The sequence below is a fragment of the Brooklawnia cerclae genome (genome assembly GCF_011758645.1).
Taxonomy (GTDB): domain Bacteria; phylum Actinomycetota; class Actinomycetes; order Propionibacteriales; family Propionibacteriaceae; genus Brooklawnia; species Brooklawnia cerclae.
Genome location: NZ_JAAMOZ010000001.1, coordinates 1,519,124 through 1,539,389, shown reverse-complemented (window position 1 = coordinate 1,539,389; position 20,266 = coordinate 1,519,124). Strand labels below are relative to the sequence as shown.

The following is a 20,266-nucleotide window of genomic DNA, read 5'->3' as shown; positions in this document are numbered from 1 at the left end:
TCAGTTCTCCTCTTCGTCGAAGTCGAGGGCATCCTGGGGCTCTTCCTCGTCTGCCACGTTCGGCTTGGCACGCGCGACGTCCACGATGTCGGGCCAGCTCGTCACCAGCGAGTTGAAGCTGAGCGCGTTCTTCGTCCACCCGTTGGCTTCAGCGACGCGGAACAGCAGGTGCGCAAGCTCCTTGACCAGGTCGGCGTCCACTGCCCCGTCGCTTCGGTCGAGTTCGGCACGCAGGAAGTCGCCCGCGGGGGCGATGCCGTCGCGCTCCAGCACCTTGACGAGGTGATGCAGGGCCTCCCAGTTGCTTGTGTGCGGGTCGGTGGCCGGGTCGTAGTTCCAACTCAGGTCGGCGGGCCGGATCAGGTTGACCCTGCCCGCGCGAGAGACGATCAGGCCGTCGCGGTCGAGTGCATCGACGCTGGTGTTCCGCGCGCGAGCGAGGTTGTCCGCATCGCCGAACCGGCCGACGCCGTAGCCGTGCTGCCGGTACCAGGCGATCGCGAAACGCGTCGTCGGGTCGTAGTCACCCTCCTGCTCACTGAGCACCTGGTCGAGAATCTCGTTGATACGCGCGAGCGCCGAACGGACCGTCATCTTGTGGCCGTCGGGCTCCAGCACCCCCGCGTACCGGCTGAACACCGCCATGCCCGGGCCGATGGCCGCCTGCGGAAGATCAACCGGCGCGATCCGGCCCTGCTGGAGCTTGCGAAGCGCATCGGGAAGCTCGGACTCGAGCGCGGCGATGAAACCTCTGCGGTCGGTGACCGGGGCATCGTCCGGGCGGGGACGCAGCGACAGCACGATGGACGACGCCAGAGCGTTGGTGTCCTTGGCCAGCATCCGGTTACCGAGTTCGCTACGCAGCGGCCACGTTGAAGTGATCGCCCAACCTGACCGGATCATCCCTTCCAGCAAGGTTTCCCAACCGGTCGATACCTGGCCCCCGCTGTCCGACTCGCTCTGTTTGAAGGCGTAATAGACGGTAATCGGGAAATCGGTCGACGCCGACTTCCGGGCATGGGCGAATACCGTACGGAAACCGTCTTCGAAGAACTCCTTCGCCCCCTCCCTGCCGTCGTGACGATAGGGGTTCGCCACGAGTTCCTCAGCCTTCGGGACGAGCATCGTCGACAACAGGTCGGGATAGATCGGTCTCAGCGATCGACGTAGCCAGACGTAGAAGAAATCGGACAGGTCGGAGTAGCCGATGTTGTCGTAGTAGGGGGGATCGGTGCTCAGCACTCTGCCTGAATATTGGCATTGTGCGGCATCCTCTTGCGCGGCGAAGCCGCCTATCCCGTGCGCGGGCACCAGTGCAATCGATCGGTATACCCACCCAATGTCTTCGAGAAGCCCACCCGAAGAGTGGCCTAGTACGTTGGCCTCGGCGATATCCCACGTCATTGGAATGGCTTGGCGGGCAAACACCCCACGTACCGCCTCCATTTTGGTGCTGCTGTCCCACGAACAGATCGAGGATGACTTGTTGAGAGTGCGGCTCAACGCCATCGCCAAGTACGTGGCAACTGCGTCCGCGTACTCAGTTGACGCGCCATCGTCCAGCACCTTCTGCCGTGCCTCGCCGACGAGGTCGCTGAACGTCGTGAGCGCGACGAGTTGCCGGTTGGTGAAGAGGTCTGCCCAATGCGTCATGCCATATGACTGAACGCGGAACCCGAGTGCCTCTTTCGGAAGCACCGCCGTTGGTACATCCGCCGGGCGCACAACCGCAGCAGCCCTCACCTGCTCGTCCGACGGCGCTAGATACACCCGGCTCCGCGTCCCCTCGGCAACCACCGCCATGAGCTGCTGCCCCATGCGTCCGGCGCGTCCCTCGGCGCGCACATAGTCCAGCGGCACTGCTGTCTGACAGGCGACGCACCGGGCTCCCCTCCGGTCGACGGTGCCATCGGTGGCGGGCGTAGGAGCCTCAGCCGCGCCGTGCCCGATGCCGAACCGAACCCGTCGTCCTGACGGATGGGTCGGGTCCCCGACGATCGACGGGACGATGTAGGCCTCCTTGCCCTTCTTCTTGCCGAGCCACCACGAGCGCACAAGTGGCATCTCGATACCGCAGGCCGGGTTCGGGCAGGCGACGGTGCGGGCCCAGATCCAGGCGATCACGGTGGCCTCGACAGGCTCAGCCGACGATCCAGAGGACCGGAGTGTTGCCTTCGGGTACAGGTGCCCGATGCGCGCATCGGCCTGATCGCGCATCCATTCGCCAAAGGCGCGCACGTCGGCCGCCAGTCCCTCGGCTCCCCGCCACGCCGCACGAGTGTCGGCGACACCCGGGAACACCGGCGGCAGATCGCGGAACTTCGGCGGTAACTCGATCAGGGCCTTGTTGATGAGGACGGAGACCGGGTTCAGATCAGACGCGTGCGCCTCGAGGCCCAGACGTTGGGCCTCCAAAGGGATAGACCCCCCCCCCGCGAACGGATCGAGGATTGCCGGCGGTTTGCCGTCGGTCGACTTCAGGATCTCCTCGTGGGCCTGAGCGAACAGGTTCTCGTCACGCACGTTGTCCCAGTTGACCAGTCGCTCGATGATGCCGTGCAGCCGCTCCCGTTCGGCGCGCTGAGCGCGCTCGGTCCCGAACTGGTCGGGGTGCGAGCTGGGATCGTCCACGAGCTGCGCGAACAGCACCGCCCGCGCGGCCGCGAGAGGACGCCGCGCCCACCACAAGTGCAGCGTGGACGGATGCCCATGCCGGATCGACTTCTCACGTGCCGACTCCCGGTTGATGGCTTCCAGCGGCAGCGCCACCTCGATCAGCTTGCGTTTCGGCACCGCTGTGCTCCCCCATCCACTCCACGCACCTCATTGGCGCTTGTTACCGTCACTCAACTTAGCGCCACTGGCCACTCTGAGCCGCCGCGACCGGGCGGACTCACCGAGTCGTCGCCGACGCACGATGCTCACCGCTCAGCAATAGCGCCCTCATCCGGATATGCAGATGCCCGCCCCTCAGAACGGCTCATGCCCCTTTGCCCACGTCTTGGCCCAGTCGCCCCGGATACCCGTGGCCTCGAAACCACCGAGGTCGGTGGTGGCGAACGGATCGTCCAGGTAGCGCACCTCGTCATAGCGTGGGCCTCGCGGATCGACCCGGACGAGAGCCAGCCGGTATCGCGGAACCGCGTTCTTACCTGTCATGACCTCGTTGTGCGTGACGAAGAAGTCGGTCGCCCCATCGATGCGCGCCTTCACCTCGATACGGTAGGTCTCCCCCGTCGGCGTGGACGACAAGATGTCGAACCCGGGGTTGGCGAAATCCTGCTCGGCGGGGGATCGTCCCAGTCTCCGCTCGCATTCGAGCACCAGGTCAACGCCACGACGCTCCACCTGCTTGGTCTCCTTCGCGTGCATCGGAGCCGCGGTCGGCACGGCATCCTCGACCATCGACAGAGGCAGCACCAGCGCCGCCGCGGTCACACGCGGAGGTTTCGTCGACATCCGCTCCTGCTGGTCGAGTTGAGCGAGCCGGGTACGCAATCGGCCGTCGAGTTCGGCTGCCTTCCGGTTCAGGCTGTCCGACGACTCCGGTACCTTCTCTCCCGCTCGCTCCTTCTGGCCCGCGACGACCGCTTCGAGTGTCAGGCGGTCGCGCTCTCGTTCGAGGCGCCGAGTCACCAGCTCGCGGGTCTTCGCGAGCTGGGCCGCGCGGCGAGGCAGCACCTCGCCGAGATACTCCGGCAGATGGTGCACGACGATCCAGCTCTTGGCTCGGTCTTCGGCCTCAGCCAGCCAATCCTGCTGCCTCGCGGCGCGGGTGACCGGGATATCGGGCGCGGCCACGCAGTCGAGATAGGGCGCGGGGCCCGCAGCGGTGACTGTGCCGTCCGCGTCGGCGAACGCGTACCCGAACCGGCGGCTCACGCTCGCACCGGTCGCGTCAGTGATCTCCTCCACGGCTCCCACCAGCAGGTGCGGCCGGTCGAGCTCCGCCGACACGAGCACCGTGCCGGCGTTCAGGACGCCCGCGAACCGCTGATCGACCAGCTCCATCACCGCGTCGTGCAGCGGATGGCCGGGAGCGAGCAGATCGGCACGCGTCAGCCCGTCCGGCTCGACCCGTGCCAGGTCGAACGCGACACGTTCGTACTTCGTCGCGATCGGCCCGAACCGGCTCGCTCGTATCGCTGAGGGCACGTTGGTGATCTCATAGCGTCCCTGTTCGCGACGGACGATGCGCCCGCCAAGCCGTGTGAACGCGGCACGGAAGGCCAACTCGATGTAGTGAGGTTGCAGGCGCCGGGCCCTGGCCTCGTCCATCGCGGCCTTCAGTAGCTCCAGGTCGGCGGTCGCCAGATGATCGTTGGCCAGTGCGCGCTTGTCGAGGAGCTCCTTCATCCCGTCCCCCACCCTGGCGTCGATCAGCTCGCGCATCCTCGCGCGCGTCTCGGGCCGCTCGCCGTATTGCACGGCCTCCATCAGCAGGTCGCGCAGAGGCTTGTTCTCGAAAGCCTCCCCGAGGACGTCGAACACCTTGCCACCGTAGGCACGGCGCATCTCGTCGAGCTTGCCGAGCAGGCAGGTGAACACGTCGCCCTCGCGGGTGTTGGTGGCGACCAGATTCCACAAGTAACACACCTCGGTCTGCCCGATGCGATGGATGCGCCCGAACCTCTGCTCGATGCGGTTGGGGTTCCACGGCAGGTCGTAGTTCACCATCAGGTGCGCGGCTTGGAGGTTCAGGCCTTCCCCGGCGGCGTCGGTGGCGATGAGAATCTGCACGTCGGGGTTCTTGGTGAACTCCTCGGTGATCCGGCGCCGCTCGGCACGGCGCACCCCGCCGTGGATCGTCTGCACCGCCTCGGGGCGCCCCAGCAGGACCCGAATCCGGTGGGCGAGGTAGTTGAGGGTGTCGCGGTGCTCGCTGAAGACGATAAGTTTGCGAGGCACTCCCCTGGCGTCGGTGGTCAGGGCGTGATCCTGCAGGATGCGGCTCAGCTCGGTCCATTTCCGATCGGTGCCCGCGTCGCGCACCCGCCTGGCGAGCCCCGTCAGCTCATCCAGGTCGATCAGTTCCTTGTCGAGTTCTGCGACGGTCTGAGCCGCGGTCGCCGCATCGACGAGCTCGTCCTCGATCTGTTCGACCTGTTCCGCGTCGTATTCGTCGGCATCAAACGCCTCGGGGTCGACGTCTGCCTCGGGCTCGGCATGCCTGCCCGCGATGATGTCGTCCCGGCGCCGCCGCAGCCGTTTAGTGCGCCTGACCAACGACTGGTAGATCGCCTCGGGGCTGGACGCGAGCCGCCGCTGCAGCACTGTGAGCGCGAAACCGACGGTATTGCGGCGATTCGGGTTGAGGCGCTCGGCCCTGTTCATGCCCTCACGTACGTAGGCACTGACCTGGTCGTACAGGTCGTACTCCATCTCCGTCAGCTCGTACGGAACCGTCTCGGCGATGCGCTCGGGGAACAGCCTATGACCGTCGAACGTCAGCAGATCCTCCTTGACCATGCGCCGCATGATGTCGCCGGTGTCGACGGCCTGTTTGTGCCTGCCCTCGAACCGGTCACGGTCGAGCAGCGAAAGGAACAGCTGGAAGTCCTCCTCCTTGCCCGAGTGCGGTGTGGCCGTCATGAGCAGCAGATGCCGCGTGATGCTGCCGAGCAACTCGCCGAGCTGGAAGCGCTTGGTCTTCTCGAGTTTGTTGCCGAAGTAGTGCGCGCCCATGCGGTGGGCCTCGTCGACCACCACCAGATCCCACTCGGTCTGCCTGAGTTGGGCCTGCAGATCGACGTTCCGCGCTAGCTGATCCATCCGCGCGATGAGCAGTGGATACCGCTCGAACACGTCGGTGTTGATGTTCGCGTCGGCCAGCTGAGTGGTCAGCAGGTCGAAATGCAACCCGAATTTCAGGAACAGTTCGTCCTGCCACTGCTCGACCAGCCCGCCGGGCGCGACGATGAGCGCGCGCCGCACGTCGTCACGCAGCAACAACTCCTTGATGTACAGACCAGCCATGATCGTCTTGCCGGCGCCGGGATCGTCGGCCAGCAGAAACCTCAGGGGCATGCGCGGCAGCATCTTCTCGTAGACGGCACTGATCTGATGCGGCAGAGGCTGTACATCGGAGGTTGCCACCGCCAGCATGGGGTCGAACAGGCCCGCGAGTCTGATGCGCTGGGCCTCGGCGACCAGTTTGAAGTCGCCCGCATCGGCATCGAACGGCCTGCCCGCACCGTGGGCGACCGACAAGCCGTCCGCATCCCTGCGGAAGACCATCTGGCTGTCTAGGCCACCGGCCGATGTCCTGTAGGTGAGTTCGACAGCGCCGGTGCCATAGGGCTGGGCTTGAATGACCGTGACAACCTCACCAGGGATCAGCCCATCAAGACGCAGACCCGATGCGAGTTCTTCCAGCAACACCTTTCATGACCTCCATGTCGCGCGATGGAACACACCGTATCGGCACCAGCTGACAACATCGCGGCACCAATCGCATCTCGCGACGCATTGGTGCCCGTTGGGCGGGCCGCTTCCCACGCGCGGTCGTCGATCCTGTAGCGTTCGCACCATGCCGAGTGGAATCTTCACCCCGGCGATCTCGATGTTCACCAACGACGGTGACTTCGACTTCGAATCCTGGGGACAGCATCTTGACCACCTTGTGAATGCCGGAATCGATGGCATCTTCCTGTTGGGGACCGCGGGCGAGTTCTACGCCATCCCCCACTCCATGAAGACCGACATCATCGACTTCGGCATCGACCGGATCGCCGGGCGATCCCTGACGCTCGTCGGCGTCGCCAGCCCCGTGCTCTCCGAGACCCTGGAACTCGCCGAATACGCGGCCGGACGCGGAGCCTCTGCACTGGTCGTCATCGCTCCCTATTTCTTCCCCCCGAAGGGCGAGGCGATCGAGCGCCATTTCGGCGGTATAGCCGACGCCGTCGACGCCCCGATCTGGCTCTACAACAATCCCCTGCCCACCGGGTTCGACATCACCCCCGAGGCCGCCGCGGGGCTCGTCGAGCGCCACCCGAACATCGTCGCGGTCAAGGACACCGTCGACGTGCCGGGGCACACCCGTCAGGTGATCGCCGCGGTGCGACGCGTCCGCCCCGACGTCGCAGTGCTGTCCGGCACCGACGAGCACTACCTCCTCAACCGCCTCTACGGTGGCAACGGCATCCTCGGGGCGCTCACGAACGTCGAGCCGGAGCTCTTCGTCTCCATCCACCGCGCCTACGAGGCGGGCGACCTCGCCGCCGTCGCCGGGTACTACCAGCGCGTCAACGTGCTGTCGCGGCTCTACCCGGCGATTCCGGAGCATGTGCTGGGCGGTGTGCGCATCGCCGTCCGTCTGAAGGGCATCGACTACCCCGCGGACACGCTGGCCCCGGCCACCGCGATCACGCCTGATCAGGTCGCCGTCGTCCAGGCCATCCTGGACGAGGCCGCGGCCGTCGAGATCCCGCCGCTGCGCTGAGGCCGTGTGCGGCGTACCGGTCGCCGGCACGGTCGGGAACCGGAGTCGTCCTTGCATACGACACCCGTAGACTGCGCCGTATGCCGGACGCACGCACCAACCGCTACGTGGTGCCCCGCGCCGGCGACCTGCCGTCGACGGAGTCGACGATCAAGCGCTCGCGGTTCCTCGGGTTCGCCGCCCGGGTGACCACCGAGGAACAGGCGCGAGCGTTCGTCGCCGAGACCAGGCGCGCCCACCGGGAGGCTCGGCACGTATGCCACGCCTTCGTCCTGGGGCCTGATCGCGAGATCCAGCGCTCCAGCGACGACGGCGAGCCCGGCGGCAGCGCCGGAGTCCCGATTCTCAAGGCCGTTCTGGCTCGCCAGACCGCACCGGGTGTGTGCGAGCTGTCGGACGTCGTCGTCGCGGTGGTCCGGTACTTCGGGGGGATCAAGCTCGGCGTCGGCGGCCTGGTGCAGGCGTACTCGGACGCCGCCGCCGGCACTCTGGATCGCGCTGTGCTCGTGGAACGTGTGCGCATGAGGCTGCTCGCCCTGCCTGTCTCGTTCGCTGATGCCGGACGCCTGGAGTCCTCGATCCGCTCGCACGGGTTCGACGTCGTCACAACCGACTACCTCGCGGACGGCGCCACACTCACCGTCGCCGTCCCCGACGATCCCGGCGTCCTGGCCGGTGCCGATGCGCTGTTCGTCGAGTTGCTGTCCGGGCGGTCGCGCGCGAACGACACCGGCACCGTGTGGATGGACCGTGGTGCATCGTGAGAATGAAGTGCATCCTGACGAGACGCTTCGTGCGACGATGAGCACATGACCACGACCTTCGTCAAACGCGACAGCGGTCCGGCCATCGAATGGGAGGCGCGCGGGCTGTCCTGGCTCAGGGCAGCGAGGGGCGCGCTGGTCGTCCCCGTCGTCGAATGGGGTGACGGGCATCTGACGGAGGAAAGGCTCACCCCCGTCCCGGTCACCGCGCCGGTCGCCGAGGACTTCGGACGCCGGCTGTGGGCCACTCATGCCGCAGGCGCCGATGCGTTCGGTACCGGCCCGGACGAGTGGGACGATGCCACGCCCGGCTGGATCGGGCACGCGCGGCTTCCACTGGGTCACTATGCGCGGTGGGGCGAGTTCTACGCCGAACTCCGGCTCCTGCCGCATGCGAAGGCCGCCCACGACCAGGGGTCGCTGTCCCCCACCGATCTGGCCGCGGTGGAGCGCGTGTGCGAGCGACTCGTCGACGGCGACTTCGACGATGGACGCCCGCCTGCCCGCATCCACGGCGACCTGTGGGCGGGCAACGTCATCTTCACCACACGCGGCGGGGTCGTCATCGATCCGGCCGCACACGGTGGTCATGGCGAGACGGACCTGGCCATGCTGGCACTGTTCGGGGTCCCGATGCTGTCGCGCGTGCAGGCCGCCTATGCCGAAGCCGCGGGCCTCGACGCAGGCTGGCCGTCCAGGATCCTGCTCCACCAACTGCACCCGCTGCTCGTCCACGCCCAGTTGTTCGGGTCCGGCTACGGGTATCAAGCCGGCGAGGCCGCGCGTCGGTACGTCTGACCCCTTCCGGTGTACGCTGCCCCGGCTCAGGCGGAGATCCGCTCCACCCCGGACACGGCGCCGTCGCGCAGCGAGACCACCACCACCGACTTCGCGGGATCATGGCTGGCCGGCATACCGAAGGATCCCGTGACCCCGGCGAAGTCTCCCAGGTCGGCCATCGCGGCACCGACCAAGACCCCGCTGACCTCTTCGGCGCGGCGGATGGCCCGCACGACGACGTTGAGGGTGTCGTAGCCCTGAGCGCTGAAGGAACTCGGCTCAGCCTGGTACTTCGTCCGGTACGCGTCCAGGAACGGCTGCACCTGGGCGTTCGCGGTGTCGAGCGCGGTGAAGTGGGTCGTGTAGTGGACGTTGTCGAGCGCTCCCGCGGCATTGCCCAGTGCCGGGCTCTCATAGGCGTCGGCACCCAGGATGGGCTGGGATATCCCCTGCTCACGGGCACGGCGGATGATCTGGCCCGCCTCGTCGGGATAGCCGGGCAGGTAGATCACCTCGTACTGCTTGCCCTGGAGCCTGGACAGGAGTTCGCCGTAGTCGGTGGCACCGGGCGTGAACGGTTCCTCGGCCACGACCGCTCCCCCAGCGGCGACGAACGCGTCCCGGAACGAGGCCGTCAACTCCCTGGTGTAGGTGAGACGATCGTCGACGAAGACGGCCGCGTTGGTCGCACCGAGGTTCCGGCGGGCATAGGTCGCCATCGCGGATGCCTGGGACGAACTGCTGAAGCAGGTGCGGAAGACGTACGGCCGGGTCCCCGAGCCGTTGTCGGTGAGGGAGTCCTGGGTGGCCGACCCGAAGATGAGCGGCACCTCGTGGATGCCAGCTACGGCCTTCGTCGCCTCGGCGCTCACCGAGGTCGTGGGCCCGATGACCGCCACCACTCGCTCCTGCATCATCAGGCGCGTCGTCATGGTCATGGCCTTGGCGGGGTCGGACAGCGTGTCGTGGGTGATGAGCTCGATCTGCTTGCCCCGTACCCCGCCCGCCGCGTTGACCTGCTCGACGGCGAGTTCGATCCCCCTGAGGCTGTCGGTTCCGTAGCCGGCGGCCCAGCCGGACAGCTCATGAGCCACTCCGATCCGGATCACGTCGCTCGAGGTGACCAGTTCTCCGGAGCTCGCCCCGCACGCGGTGAGGAAGGCCGCCCCAAGCAGCACCGCGGCGGCGCCCCTGAGCCGTCGCCCTCGTCCGTGAGCCGTCTTCGCGGTGCTCATTGGGTCGTGGTCCGGTAGCGCACGGTGAAGCCGGAGGCGGCCAGTTGACGCTCCAGGTCGTCCGTGTTGAGCGTGTTCACCCCCAGCAGGACCAGACTTCGATCGAGATGACTGCGATAGACGAGCACGTGGGTGATGTTCGTCGCGTTCGCCCCGGTGATGGTCGCGAGACGAGCCAGTACGCCGGGCTGGTCGTCCGCCTCGATCGCCAGCCGGGTGCCCCGGTCGCGGGCGCCGTTGAGATCGATGAAAGCCTCCAGCAGGTCGCTCTCGGTGATCACCCCGACGAGCCGGTCACCGTCCATCACGGGCAGCATCTCGATCTTGTTGTCCCGCATGATGACGGCAGCCTCTTCGAGGAGCGCGTCCGGGCCGATGGTCAGCGGGTCACGCGTCATCACCTTCGAGACCTTGAGCTTGCTGAAGATGTATGCGACCTCGCCGGCACTGAACGAGGTCGCCACCGACGGTGAGGCACGGTCGACGTCGCTCTGTGAGACGATGCCGACCAGCCTGCCGCCGGACAGCACGGGAAGCTTGCGAACCTTGTGGGTGGTCATGAGCTCGATGGCCTCGGGCACCGTGGCGTCCGGGCCGATGGTGAACGGGTTGGACGTCATCCGCCACTTCACGAACATTGCTCGCCCTTTCCAGGGAGACGCGGGTCGCGTCCCCTATTCGCATCGTTCAGCCCCCCAGGTATGCGCGCCGCACTTCCTCGGTCGCCATGAGTTCGCGGGCGTCGCCGCTCAGGACGATGGTGCCGGTCTCGACCACATAGGCGCGACTGGCCACCTGCAGGGCCATATTGGCATTCTGCTCCACCAGCAGGATCGTCGTACCGCTTTCGTTGATCCGGCGGATGATGTCGAAGATCTCCTGGACGAACAGGGGTGCCAGCCCCATCGACGGTTCGTCCAGCAGCAGCACACGCGGGTTGCTCATCAGTGCCCGGCCCATGGCGAGCATCTGCTGCTCGCCGCCCGACAACGTGCCGGCCAACTGCTGGCGGCGGTCGGCGAGCACGGGGAAACGCTCGAACACGTGCTGCATGCTGCGGGCGACGCCGGAGCGGTCACGGCGCAGGAACGCGCCGAGCTCGAGGTTCTCGAGCACGCTCATCTGAGGGAAGACGCGCCGTCCCTCCGGCACCTGCACCAGCCCGCGCTTGACGCGTTCCTGGGCCGACAGCCGGGTGATGTCCTGCCCGTCGAGGAAGATGCTGCCGGAGGCGGGGCGTTCGAGGCCTGAGGCGGTACGCAATGTGGTCGTCTTGCCCGCGCCGTTGGCGCCGACGAGCGTGACGATCTCGCCGGCGTCCACGTTCAGCGAGATGCCCTTGAGGGCCTGGATCCCGCCGAAGTTGACCCGCAGATCCCTGATCTCAAACATCGGTGACCTCCTCGCCCAGGTACGCCTCGATGACTCGCGGGTTGTGCCGCACCTCGTGCGGTGTACCCGATGCGATGACGACGCCGTGGTCGAGCACGTAGATGCGTTCGCAGATCGCCATGACCAGGCTCATGTCGTGTTCGATCAGCAGAATGGTCAGCTTGAAGTTCTGCCGGATCCAGGCGATCAGTTCGGTGAGCTGGGCGGTCTCCGCGGGATTCATGCCCGCGGCCGGTTCGTCCAGCAGCAGGAGCCTGGGATCGGTGGCCAGTGCCCTGGCTATCTCCAGGTGCCGTTGCTCACCGTAGGACAGGTTGCGCGCCAGCTCCCCGGACTTGTCCTCCAGCCCCATGATCCGTAGCAGGTCGAGGCTGCGTTCACGGACGTCCTGCTCGGCCCGGTACCAGGCGGACGTGTGGAAGAACGACGCGATCAGCCCGTACCGCTGGCTCTGCTGCATCGCTGTGACGACGTTCTCGAGCACCGACAGGTCCTTGAACAGCCGGATGTTCTGGAACGTCCGGGCGATTCCAGCCCGGCAGATGTCGAACGGCCTGCTGCCACCGATCTTTATCGGGGCGTCGTCGGGGGTGAAGGTGATCGTTCCCGACGACGGCGGGTAGACGCCGGTGAGCAGGTTGAACACGGTGGTCTTCCCGGCCCCGTTCGGGCCGATGAGACCCACCAGCTCGCCTGTTTCGAGATCCATGTCGACGTCGGACAAGGCCGCCAGACCGCCGAAGTTGCGTGTCAGGTCCCTGACTTCGAGGATCGCGCTCATGAGGCGTCCTTCGTGGCCGCGGCCGACGTGGCGCGCTTGGGCAGCAGTCTGGAGAACAGGCTGATCGACAGTTCCTTCGAGCCCATGAGACCCTGCGGCCGGAAGATCATGAGCACGACGAGCACCAGCGAGTACAGGATCATGCGGACCTCGGGGAAGGGCTGCAGCAGCGTGGAAACCATGGCCAGCAACACGGCTGCGATGATCGAGCCCGAGATACTGCCGAGCCCGCCGAGGACGACGATCACCAAGATGTTGATCGACTGCATGAAGCCGAAGAGATCGGGCTTGATGAAGTAGAAGTAGGACGCGTACACCCCGCCCGCGAGCGCTCCGAAGAAGGCGCCCACCGTGAAGGCCAGTGTCTTGGCCCGGGTGGAGTCGACGCCGATCGACTCCGCGGCGATCTCGTCCTCACGCACGGAGATGCAGTCGCGGCCCTGGCGCGAGTGCAGGAAGTTCGTGATGAGGACCACGGTGCCCGCGGTCAGGACGAACAGCCAGCTCCAGTTGACGAACTGCGGAATGCCAGACAGTCCTGCTGCCCCGTTGGTGAAGTTGAAGTTCAGCAGGAGGACGCGGATGATCTCGGCCATGCCGAGGGTGGCGATCGCCAGGTAGTCGCCGCGCAGTCGCAGCGTCGGCAGGCCGATCAGGAAGCCGATGAGTGCGGCGAGCACGCAGCCCACGACCAGCCCGAGCACAAATCCCCACACTGTGGGGATGGACATCGTGATGAGCCCGGTCGCGTAGGCGCCGACGGCCATGAAACCGGCGTGGCCCAGCGAGAACTGACCGGTGAACCCTGTGACGAGATTGAGGCTGACGGCAAGGATGATGTTCACGCAGATCGTCACGAGGGTGGCCTGCAGGTAGGCGTTGATCACGCCCGTCTCGGTCAGCGCCAGAACGACCAGATACACCGCCGCCCAGGCACCCGTCTTGACCAGGAGCGATCTCCGTCGTCCACGGCCCGGCGCGGCTGGTGCGGCCGGGGTCTCCAGGTTGGCCATCACACCTTCTCCCGCACGTTCTTGCCGAGTATGCCGCTCGGCTTGACGATCAGCACGATGATCAGCACCGCGAAGACCACTGCGTCACGGAAGGTCGAGAAACCGACCCAGGAGACCAGGGTTTCGATGGCACCGATCACGTATCCGCCGAGGAGTGCGCCCGGGATCAGCCCGATGCCGCCGAAGACGGCGGCCACGAAGGCCTTGAGGCCGGGCAGGATGCCCATGAGCGGGTTGATCGAGTTGTAGTAGACACCGACGAGGACGCCGGCGGCACCGGCCAGCGCCGAGCCGAGGGCGAAGGTGAACGAGATCGTGTTGTCCACGCTGATGCCCATGAGCCGAGCTGCGTCCTGATCCTGCGAGACGGCGCGCATGGCTTTACCGAGCTTGGTGCGCCGGACGATGAACTGCAGGGCGACCATGAGGATGACCGACACCGCGACGATGCTGATCTGCAGCGAGGTGACCACGACCCCTCCGAAATGGAACGACCGGGTCAGGTAGGCAGGCAACTCCGGGTAGGAGCGCACCGCCGCACCCGCGAAGTACATCATCGTGTACTCCAGGAGCAGGGAGACACCGATCGCCGTGATCAGCACCGCGATACGCGTGGAATGCCGTAGGGGCTTGTAGGCCACACGCTCGATCACCATGCCGAGCACCGCACAGGCCGCCATGGCGACCACCAGTGAGGGGAAGAACCCGATGTGCAGATGGGTCATGCACACGTAGCCCACGTAGGCGCCGACCATGTACACGTCGCCGTGCGCGAAGTTGATGAGTTGAATGATGCCGTACACCATCGTGTAACCCAGCGCGATGAGTGCATAGATGCTGCCCAACGACAATCCGTTGATCAGCTGTTGGAGTACCTGTTCCATCTGGTCGCTTTCCTGCTCCCGCACCGTTCCGTGGGGCGGACGCCGCTGCCCCCGCCCCACGGATCGTGTGTCAGATCGCTGCCTTCTCGACGCTGTCCTGGACGCCGTCCTTCAGCCCGATGACCAGGGCGGCCTTGACCGGGTCGTGGGTCTCGGGATCGATGCTGAAGGTTCCCGTCACGCCCTCGAAGTCCTCCGTGGACGCCAGGGCCTCCTTCACCGCTTCCCCGGTGAGCTCGCTGGATCGGCCGATCGCGTCGGCGACCAGCTTGGCGGTGTCGTACCCGAGCGCGTTGAACGCGTTGGGCTCCTCGCCGTACTTGGCCGTGTAGGCCTCGGTGAAGGCCTGGAGCTGCTGGTTGGTGGTGTCGAGCGACGAGTAGTGGTTCGTGTAGTACACGTCGTTCAGCGCCGATGCGCCGGCCAGTTGCAGGAGCGTGGGCGAGTCGAATCCGTCACCACCGAGGATCGGCTGGGTGATGCCGAGTTCACGCGCCTGCTTGATGATCAGGCCGACCTCGTTGTAGTACCCCGGCAGATAGATGACGTCGAAGTCCTGGTTCTTGATGCGGGTCAGGATCGCGTTGAAGTCGGTGTCACCGGACACGTAGCCCTCTTCGCCGACCACGGTGCCGCCCAGGTCACCGAATCGCTGCGAGAAGTTGTCCGCCAGCCCCTTGGCGTAGTCGGACGATGTGTCCTTGATGACGAACGCGCTCGTGGCAGAGAGGTTCTCGGCGGCGAAGTTCGCCATCGCGGTTCCCTGGTAGGAGTCGCTGAAGCACGTCCGGAAGGCGTACTCCTGAAGCTTGTCGTTGCTCACGGTCACGTCCTCGGCCGTGGCAGAGCCCGAGATCACGGGCACCTGGTTCTGGTTGGCGACCGGGATAGTCGCTTTGAACGAGCCGGATGTGGCCGGCCCGATCACTGTGAGCACTTTGTCCTGGGTCATGAGCTTCGTCGCCAGTGTCGTCGCCTCCGCAGGCTCCGACTTGGTGTCGTACTTGACGAGCTCCACCTGCTTGCCGTTGATGCCCCCGGCGGCGTTGATCTCCTCGATCGCCAGCTCGATGCCCTTGACGCTGGCATCGCCGTAGGTGGCCACGGAGCCCGAGAGTTCGTAGTTGACGCCGATCTTGATGGAATCGCTCGAGCCGGAACCCGAGCCTCCGCATCCGGCCAGCAGCGACAGTCCCAGGGCCGCTGACGCGAGCGCGGCGAAGGTGCGCTTCATTGGATACCTCTTCTTTGTTTCCGGAGTGTGATTGTCCGGTTTCATCAATGTGAAACTATTCCGCTGGTTGACCCTAGTACCGGTCTCACCACTCCAGTCCGCCATCTCAACTGTCACAGGCGGGCCGATATCCATTCGTTATCGAGTTGCCGCTCGTCCACCGCCCCGTGACGGGTCCGCATCGCAGCGGACGACGAAAAGCCCCCGGTCCCAGTTGCCTGGGCCGGGGGCCGGAGCGGTTCTACGCGTCAGAGGTTGATCATGTGGCCGGCGATGCCCTCGACGGCCTCCTTGACCGCCTCGGACAGCGTCGGGTGAGCGTGGACGACGCGTCCCACCTCGTCGGCGGTCAGATCCCACATCTGGGCGAGTTGAAGCTCAGGCAGGAGTTCCGTGACGTCGGGGCCGATCATCGACAGACCGAGGATCTCGTTGTACTGGGCCTCGGCCACCACCTTGACGAAGCCGACGGCGTCGCCGAGTCCCTGGGCCTTGCCGTTCGCACTGAACGGGAACTTGGCGACCTTCACCTCGTAGCCGGCGTCCTTGGCCTGCTGCTCGGACAGCCCGAACGAGCCGATCTGCGGCTGGCTGTAGGTCGCACGCGGGATCATCGCGTAGTTGACCGGGATGGTGTCGACCCCCTTGATGGTCTCCGCCGCGACGACTCCCTGGGCTTCAGCGGTGTGCGCGAGCATCATCCTGCCGGTGACGTCGCCGATGGCGTAGACGCCCGGCACACTCGTGCGGCAGTAGTCGTCGATGAAGATCGCGCCGCGCTCGGTGACCTGTACGCCGGTGTTCTCGAGGCCGTAGCCCTGGGTCCGCGGTGCGAAGCCCATGGCCTGGAGCATCTTGTCGGCCTCGAGCACCTGCTGTTCACCGCCCTTGGCGGGCTCAACGGTCACCCGCACGCCCGTGCCGGTGTCCTCCACCGTCTTGACGGCCGTGCTCGTCAGCACCTTGATGCCCAGCTTCTTGTACGCCTTCAGCAGTTCCGCGCTGATCTCGGCGTCCTCGGTGGGCACCATGCGATCGAGGTACTCGACGATGGTCACGTCCACGCCGTAGCTGTTCAGCACGTAGGCGAACTCGGTGCCGATCGCTCCCGAGCCGCCGACGATGATGGACTGCGGAAGCTGCTCGGCGAGAATGAGCTCCTGGTAGGTCAGCACATTGGCCGACTTCTGCGTGCCGGGCAGCAGCTTGGGGGTCGCGCCAGCGGCGATGATGACGTTGTCGAAGGTGATCTGCTGGGTGGAGCCGTCGTCGGCCGCGACGTCGATGTTCTTCGGCCCGGTGAACGTGCCCCAACCGTTGATCTCGGTGATCTTGTTCTTCTTCATCAGGTAGTGGACGCCCTTGACCATTCGCTCACTCACCGCGCGGGAGCGCTGGAACGCCTTGCCGTAATCGAGCGAGATGTTGTCGGCGTGGATGCCGAAGAAGTCGGCTTCCTTGGTGAAGATGTGGGCGAGTTCGGCGTTGCGCAGCAACGACTTGGTCGGGATGCAGCCAACGTTGAGGCACACACCTCCCCACCATTGCTTTTCGATGACTGCGGTATTCAGCCCCAGCTGGGCGGCTCGGATAGCGGCCACGTAGCCGCCCGGGCCCGCGCCGAGGACAACAACGTCGAAATGTGAGCTCATGAGTGGCAGTCTAACCTCTGTGAGCTGTGCCATTCCGGCTCTGAGGACGGACGGGGAAACATCATCGCACCAGGTTGTTGCGGTCATCTCATATATGAGTTATGGTTTCCATCGTGACTCAAACCACCAACCCCCCGAGCGTGACGACCAGCCCGGCAAGCATCGGTCGGCTCGTGCGGGACGCACGCAAGCAACGCGGCTTGACGCAGCACGAACTCGCGTCACTACTGAACACCAGCCAGAGTGCCATCCATCGTATCGAGTCGGGCAATCAGAACCTGTCGCTCGAAATGATCAACCGCATCGCCAACGCGCTGGAGTCCCCGCTCATCACTCCGGGCGCTGGTGGCACCTCGACCAACCTGCGGATCGCCGGCAACACGCGGCTGGAGGGATCGATCGAGACCCGTTCGTCCAAGAACGCCGCCGTCGCCCTGCTGTGCGCCAGCCTGCTGAACCGCGGACGCACCGTACTGCGCGGCATCGCTCACATCGAGGAGGTCAACCGCCTGGTCGAGGTGCTCGACAGTATCGGCGTCCGCACCATGTGGTCCTCCGACGGACGCGATCTGACCATCGAGCGCCCTGACGTCCTCGACCTCGACAACATGAACGCGGACGCCGCGCGCCGCACGCGCAGCGTCATCATGTTCTTCGGGCCGTTGCTCCACTTCAACGACGAGTTCAGGCTCCCCTACGCAGGTGGCTGTCAGCTCGGCGCCCGCACGATCCAGCCACACCTGCAGTCGCTGCGCAGCTTCGGCCTGAACGTCCAGGCCACCGAGGGCTACTACCGCGCGACGACCACCAAGAGCGCAGAGGGCGCCCGGACGATCGTCCTCACCGAGCGTGGCGACACGGTCACGGAGAACACCCTGATGGCCGCGGCGATGACGCCCGGGGTCACGACGGTGCGCAACGCGTCCCCCAACTACATGGTGCAAGACCTGTGTGTCTTCCTGACCATGCTCGGCGTCGAGATCGAGGGCATCGGGACGACCACTCTGATCGTTCATGGTCGCGAGCACATCGAGACCGACGTCACCTACACGATCTCCGAGGACCCGATCGAGGCTATGAGCCTCATCACCGCGGCGGTCGTCACCAACTCCGAGCTCACCATCACCCGGGCGCCGATCGAGTTCCTCGAGATCGAGCTCGCGATCCTGCAGGAGATGGGCCTCGATTTCTCGCTGGGGCACGAGTACCGCTCGGGCAACGGGTTCACCCGCCTGGTCGACATCACCGTCGAGCCGTCGATGCTGCACGCGCACGCGGACAAGATCCATCCCATGCCCTTCCCGGGCCTGAACATCGACAACCTGCCGTTCTTCGCCGTACTCGCGGCGACGGCACAGGGCCAGACCCTCATCCACGACTGGGTGTACGAGAACCGCGCGATCCATCTGCTCGAGCTCAACAAGCTCGGGGCCAACGTGCAGTTGCTCGACCCGCATCGTCTGATCGTCGTCGGGCCCACCCGCTGGCGCTCGCGTGACATGGTCTCTCCCCCGGCGCTACGGCCCGCCGTGTGCATCCTGCTGGCCATGCTGGCCGCGCGCGGCACCAGCGTGCTGCGCGACACCTACGTCATCAATCGCGGCTACGAGGACCTCGCGACCAGGCTCAACAGGCTGGGCGCCGACATCACGCCCTTCTACGAGTAAAGCGGGTCGGGCGGGGGACGGCGTGCTCCCGCCCTCCACTTCACAGACGGCTGGCCTGGAACCGGTAGGTCGGTTCGACGAGTTCGTCCTGGGCCTGGACGAGTGCCAGTTCCGCCCGCTGGAGTTCGTCGGTGCGTTTGAGCACCGAATACACCGTCGACGCCGTGTGCGCCAGAGCGCGTCCGAGGTCGCCGTGCTCCAGGATCCCGGCGAGGAACATGGCGGTGGTGAGGTCACCGGAGCCCGTGAACTTCCGATCGATGACGGGTGTCTCGACCTGCCAGGTCTCGTGCTCGTCCTGCGCGATCATGCGCATCACGTCGTCGCTGGCGTCGCGTCCGACGACCGAGGTCACCAGTACCGTCCCGGGCCCGCGTGAGCGAAGCGCCGTCGAGGCCTCCAGGACGTCGCCCACCGTGCTCGTGCGCCGGTCGGTGAGGTACTCGAGCTCGAACAGGTTCGGGGTCATGATCGTCGCCTTCGGCACCACATGCTCCCGCATGAACTCCGGGATGCCGGGAACCGCGTAGAACCCGCGATCGACATCGCCCATCACCGGGTCGCAGCAGTAGATCGCGCTCGGGTTGCGGCTGCGTGTGAGGTCCACGGCGTCCAGGATCACTCGTCCCATGTCGGGAGCGCCCTGGTAGCCGGAGAGCACCGCGTCGATCTGCGAGAGCACTCCCCTGTCGTCCACACCCCGCACGACCTCGGCGACATCGGCCGGTGGGACGACCGGTCCGCGCCACGCGCCGTAACCCGTGTGGTTCGAGAAGTTGACGGTGAGCACCGGCCACACGTCCATCCCCACACGCCGCAGGGGGAACACCGCAGCCGAATTGCCGGCGAATCCGAATGCCACCGCGGACTGGATCGACAGGATCTGGGCCATTCGTCCATTCTACGGGCGCGAGATCCGGGCTCTCGTCCGCGACCATCGCTGGGCGGGTATTGAGGCGTCATGGCACAGTTGATGGCATGTCCGAGCCAGTGGAGGTGCACGGCGCCACGCCGTCAGCCCACCAGCCCCCCGATCGGCTCGCGTGGCGTGTGCGTCTCAAGTCACATCCGGTGGGACGCACATGGTTCCGCATCGCCGTCGGCGTCATCGGCGCCGTCCTCATCATCGCCGCGCCCCTGACCGGTTGGTTGCCCGGCCCCGGTGGCATCCCGTTGTTCCTGGCAGGCATGGCCGTTCTGGCCTCCGAGTTCATGTGGGCCAAGCGGCTCCGGCGTCTTCTGTTGCGATACGTGCATATTTATCTCCTGTGGCCCTCGAAACGTCGGCGTCTGTTCTGGGTGGCGTTCTTCGTGGGCCTCGGCCTGCTGTGGTGGGTGTCGCTGGTGATCGTCGGCGTCCCCGGCTGGATACCGGAACCGGTGACGACGTGGCTCCGGTTCCTGCCGGGCGTACGGTGAC

General features: G+C 66.0%; 16 protein-coding genes. 5 read left to right on the top strand and 11 right to left on the bottom strand.

Annotated elements, in window-relative coordinates; genetic code table 11:
• Complete coding sequence (locus tag FB473_RS07075; protein ID WP_167165951.1) at window positions 1-2,793, bottom strand: DUF1156 domain-containing protein; 2,793 nt, start codon at window positions 2,791-2,793, stop codon at window positions 1-3.
• A gap of 177 nt (window positions 2,794-2,970) precedes the next feature.
• Entirely contained in the window at window positions 2,971-6,381 is a 3,411-nt protein-coding gene (locus tag FB473_RS07070; RefSeq protein ID WP_167165949.1) for a helicase-related protein, read from the bottom strand.
• Window positions 6,382-6,529: 148 nt separating this feature from the next.
• Between FB473_RS07070 and FB473_RS07065 the strand changes: the two genes are divergently transcribed.
• The 3 genes from FB473_RS07065 (at window position 6,530) to FB473_RS07055 (ending at window position 9,006) form a co-directional block, all read left to right on the top strand.
• Window positions 6,530-7,444, top strand: coding sequence for a dihydrodipicolinate synthase family protein (locus tag FB473_RS07065; protein WP_167165947.1), 915 nt, complete (start codon window positions 6,530-6,532; stop codon window positions 7,442-7,444).
• Between the two features lie 80 nt (window positions 7,445-7,524).
• Window positions 7,525-8,208 carry an IMPACT family protein gene (locus FB473_RS07060; RefSeq protein ID WP_167165945.1) on the top strand — a complete coding sequence of 228 codons (684 nt, stop codon included), beginning with the start codon at window positions 7,525-7,527 and terminating at the stop codon, window positions 8,206-8,208.
• 45 nt (window positions 8,209-8,253) lie between these two features.
• A complete protein-coding gene (locus tag FB473_RS07055; RefSeq protein WP_167165943.1) occupies window positions 8,254-9,006 on the top strand; it encodes a fructosamine kinase family protein in 753 nt (250 codons plus the stop codon).
• A 26-nt stretch (window positions 9,007-9,032) separates the two neighbouring features.
• Here the strand turns inward: FB473_RS07055 and FB473_RS07050 are convergent, their stop codons facing one another.
• The 8 genes from FB473_RS07050 to lpdA all read right to left on the bottom strand — a co-directional run bounded on the left by FB473_RS07050 (window position 9,033) and on the right by lpdA (window position 17,179).
• Window positions 9,033-10,223 carry an ABC transporter substrate-binding protein gene (locus FB473_RS07050; protein ID WP_167165941.1) on the bottom strand — a complete coding sequence of 397 codons (1,191 nt, stop codon included), beginning with the start codon at window positions 10,221-10,223 and terminating at the stop codon, window positions 9,033-9,035.
• Window positions 10,220-10,861, bottom strand: coding sequence for a CBS and ACT domain-containing protein (locus FB473_RS07045; RefSeq protein ID WP_167165939.1), 642 nt, complete (start codon window positions 10,859-10,861; stop codon window positions 10,220-10,222). Before FB473_RS07045 ends, FB473_RS07050 begins: the two co-directional genes overlap by 4 nt.
• A gap of 49 nt (window positions 10,862-10,910) precedes the next feature.
• Window positions 10,911-11,615: an ABC transporter ATP-binding protein gene (locus FB473_RS07040; RefSeq protein ID WP_167165937.1), complete on the bottom strand. Its 705-nt coding sequence runs from the start codon at window positions 11,613-11,615 to the stop codon at window positions 10,911-10,913.
• Window positions 11,608-12,396, bottom strand: a complete 789-nt coding sequence (locus FB473_RS07035; RefSeq protein ID WP_167165934.1) for an ABC transporter ATP-binding protein — start codon at window positions 12,394-12,396, stop codon at window positions 11,608-11,610. The genes FB473_RS07040 and FB473_RS07035 overlap by 8 nt, the downstream gene beginning before the upstream one ends.
• Window positions 12,393-13,409 carry a branched-chain amino acid ABC transporter permease gene (locus FB473_RS07030; protein ID WP_167165932.1) on the bottom strand — a complete coding sequence of 339 codons (1,017 nt, stop codon included), beginning with the start codon at window positions 13,407-13,409 and terminating at the stop codon, window positions 12,393-12,395. Before FB473_RS07030 ends, FB473_RS07035 begins: the two co-directional genes overlap by 4 nt.
• On the bottom strand, window positions 13,409-14,293 hold the full coding sequence (locus FB473_RS07025) for a branched-chain amino acid ABC transporter permease (protein WP_167165930.1): 885 nt from the start codon (window positions 14,291-14,293) through the stop codon (window positions 13,409-13,411). The genes FB473_RS07030 and FB473_RS07025 overlap by 1 nt, the downstream gene beginning before the upstream one ends.
• A gap of 70 nt (window positions 14,294-14,363) precedes the next feature.
• A complete protein-coding gene (locus tag FB473_RS07020; RefSeq protein ID WP_167165928.1) occupies window positions 14,364-15,527 on the bottom strand; it encodes an ABC transporter substrate-binding protein in 1,164 nt (387 codons plus the stop codon).
• Window positions 15,528-15,775: 248 nt separating this feature from the next.
• Window positions 15,776-17,179: a dihydrolipoyl dehydrogenase gene (lpdA, locus tag FB473_RS07015; RefSeq protein ID WP_167165927.1), complete on the bottom strand. Its 1,404-nt coding sequence runs from the start codon at window positions 17,177-17,179 to the stop codon at window positions 15,776-15,778.
• 113 nt (window positions 17,180-17,292) lie between these two features.
• Between lpdA and FB473_RS07010 the strand changes: the two genes are divergently transcribed.
• The gene (locus tag FB473_RS07010; protein WP_341770064.1) at window positions 17,293-18,846 is read left to right on the top strand and encodes a helix-turn-helix domain-containing protein; all 1,554 of its coding nucleotides are present in this window, start codon (window positions 17,293-17,295) and stop codon (window positions 18,844-18,846) included.
• Between the two features lie 40 nt (window positions 18,847-18,886).
• On the opposite strand, the gene pdxY is transcribed toward FB473_RS07010, so the two are convergent.
• Window positions 18,887-19,738, bottom strand: a complete 852-nt coding sequence (pdxY, locus tag FB473_RS07005) for a pyridoxal kinase PdxY (RefSeq protein WP_167165922.1) — start codon at window positions 19,736-19,738, stop codon at window positions 18,887-18,889.
• Between the two features lie 86 nt (window positions 19,739-19,824).
• Here pdxY and FB473_RS07000 point away from each other — a divergent pair, with 86 nt between their 5' ends.
• Window positions 19,825-20,265, top strand: a complete 441-nt coding sequence (locus FB473_RS07000; RefSeq protein ID WP_167165920.1) for a PGPGW domain-containing protein — start codon at window positions 19,825-19,827, stop codon at window positions 20,263-20,265.
• Window position 20,266: the final 1 nt, after the last annotated feature.

Coding starts and splice junctions, on each gene's coding strand:
- FB473_RS07045 (WP_167165939.1), bottom strand. CDS start 10,861: ATGTTCGTGAAGTGGCGGATGACGTCCAACCCGTTCACCATCGGCCCG.
- lpdA (WP_167165927.1), bottom strand. CDS start 17,179: ATGAGCTCACATTTCGACGTTGTTGTCCTCGGCGCGGGCCCGGGCGGC.
- FB473_RS07000 (WP_167165920.1), top strand. CDS start 19,825: ATGTCCGAGCCAGTGGAGGTGCACGGCGCCACGCCGTCAGCCCACCAG.
- FB473_RS07030 (WP_167165932.1), bottom strand. CDS start 13,409: ATGGCCAACCTGGAGACCCCGGCCGCACCAGCCGCGCCGGGCCGTGGA.
- FB473_RS07060 (WP_167165945.1), top strand. CDS start 7,525: ATGCCGGACGCACGCACCAACCGCTACGTGGTGCCCCGCGCCGGCGAC.
- FB473_RS07050 (WP_167165941.1), bottom strand. CDS start 10,223: ATGAGCACCGCGAAGACGGCTCACGGACGAGGGCGACGGCTCAGGGGC.
- pdxY (WP_167165922.1), bottom strand. CDS start 19,738: ATGGCCCAGATCCTGTCGATCCAGTCCGCGGTGGCATTCGGATTCGCC.
- FB473_RS07025 (WP_167165930.1), bottom strand. CDS start 14,293: ATGGAACAGGTACTCCAACAGCTGATCAACGGATTGTCGTTGGGCAGC.
- FB473_RS07065 (WP_167165947.1), top strand. CDS start 6,530: ATGCCGAGTGGAATCTTCACCCCGGCGATCTCGATGTTCACCAACGAC.
- FB473_RS07035 (WP_167165934.1), bottom strand. CDS start 12,396: ATGAGCGCGATCCTCGAAGTCAGGGACCTGACACGCAACTTCGGCGGT.
- FB473_RS07040 (WP_167165937.1), bottom strand. CDS start 11,615: ATGTTTGAGATCAGGGATCTGCGGGTCAACTTCGGCGGGATCCAGGCC.
- FB473_RS07055 (WP_167165943.1), top strand. CDS start 8,254: ATGACCACGACCTTCGTCAAACGCGACAGCGGTCCGGCCATCGAATGG.
- FB473_RS07020 (WP_167165928.1), bottom strand. CDS start 15,527: ATGAAGCGCACCTTCGCCGCGCTCGCGTCAGCGGCCCTGGGACTGTCG.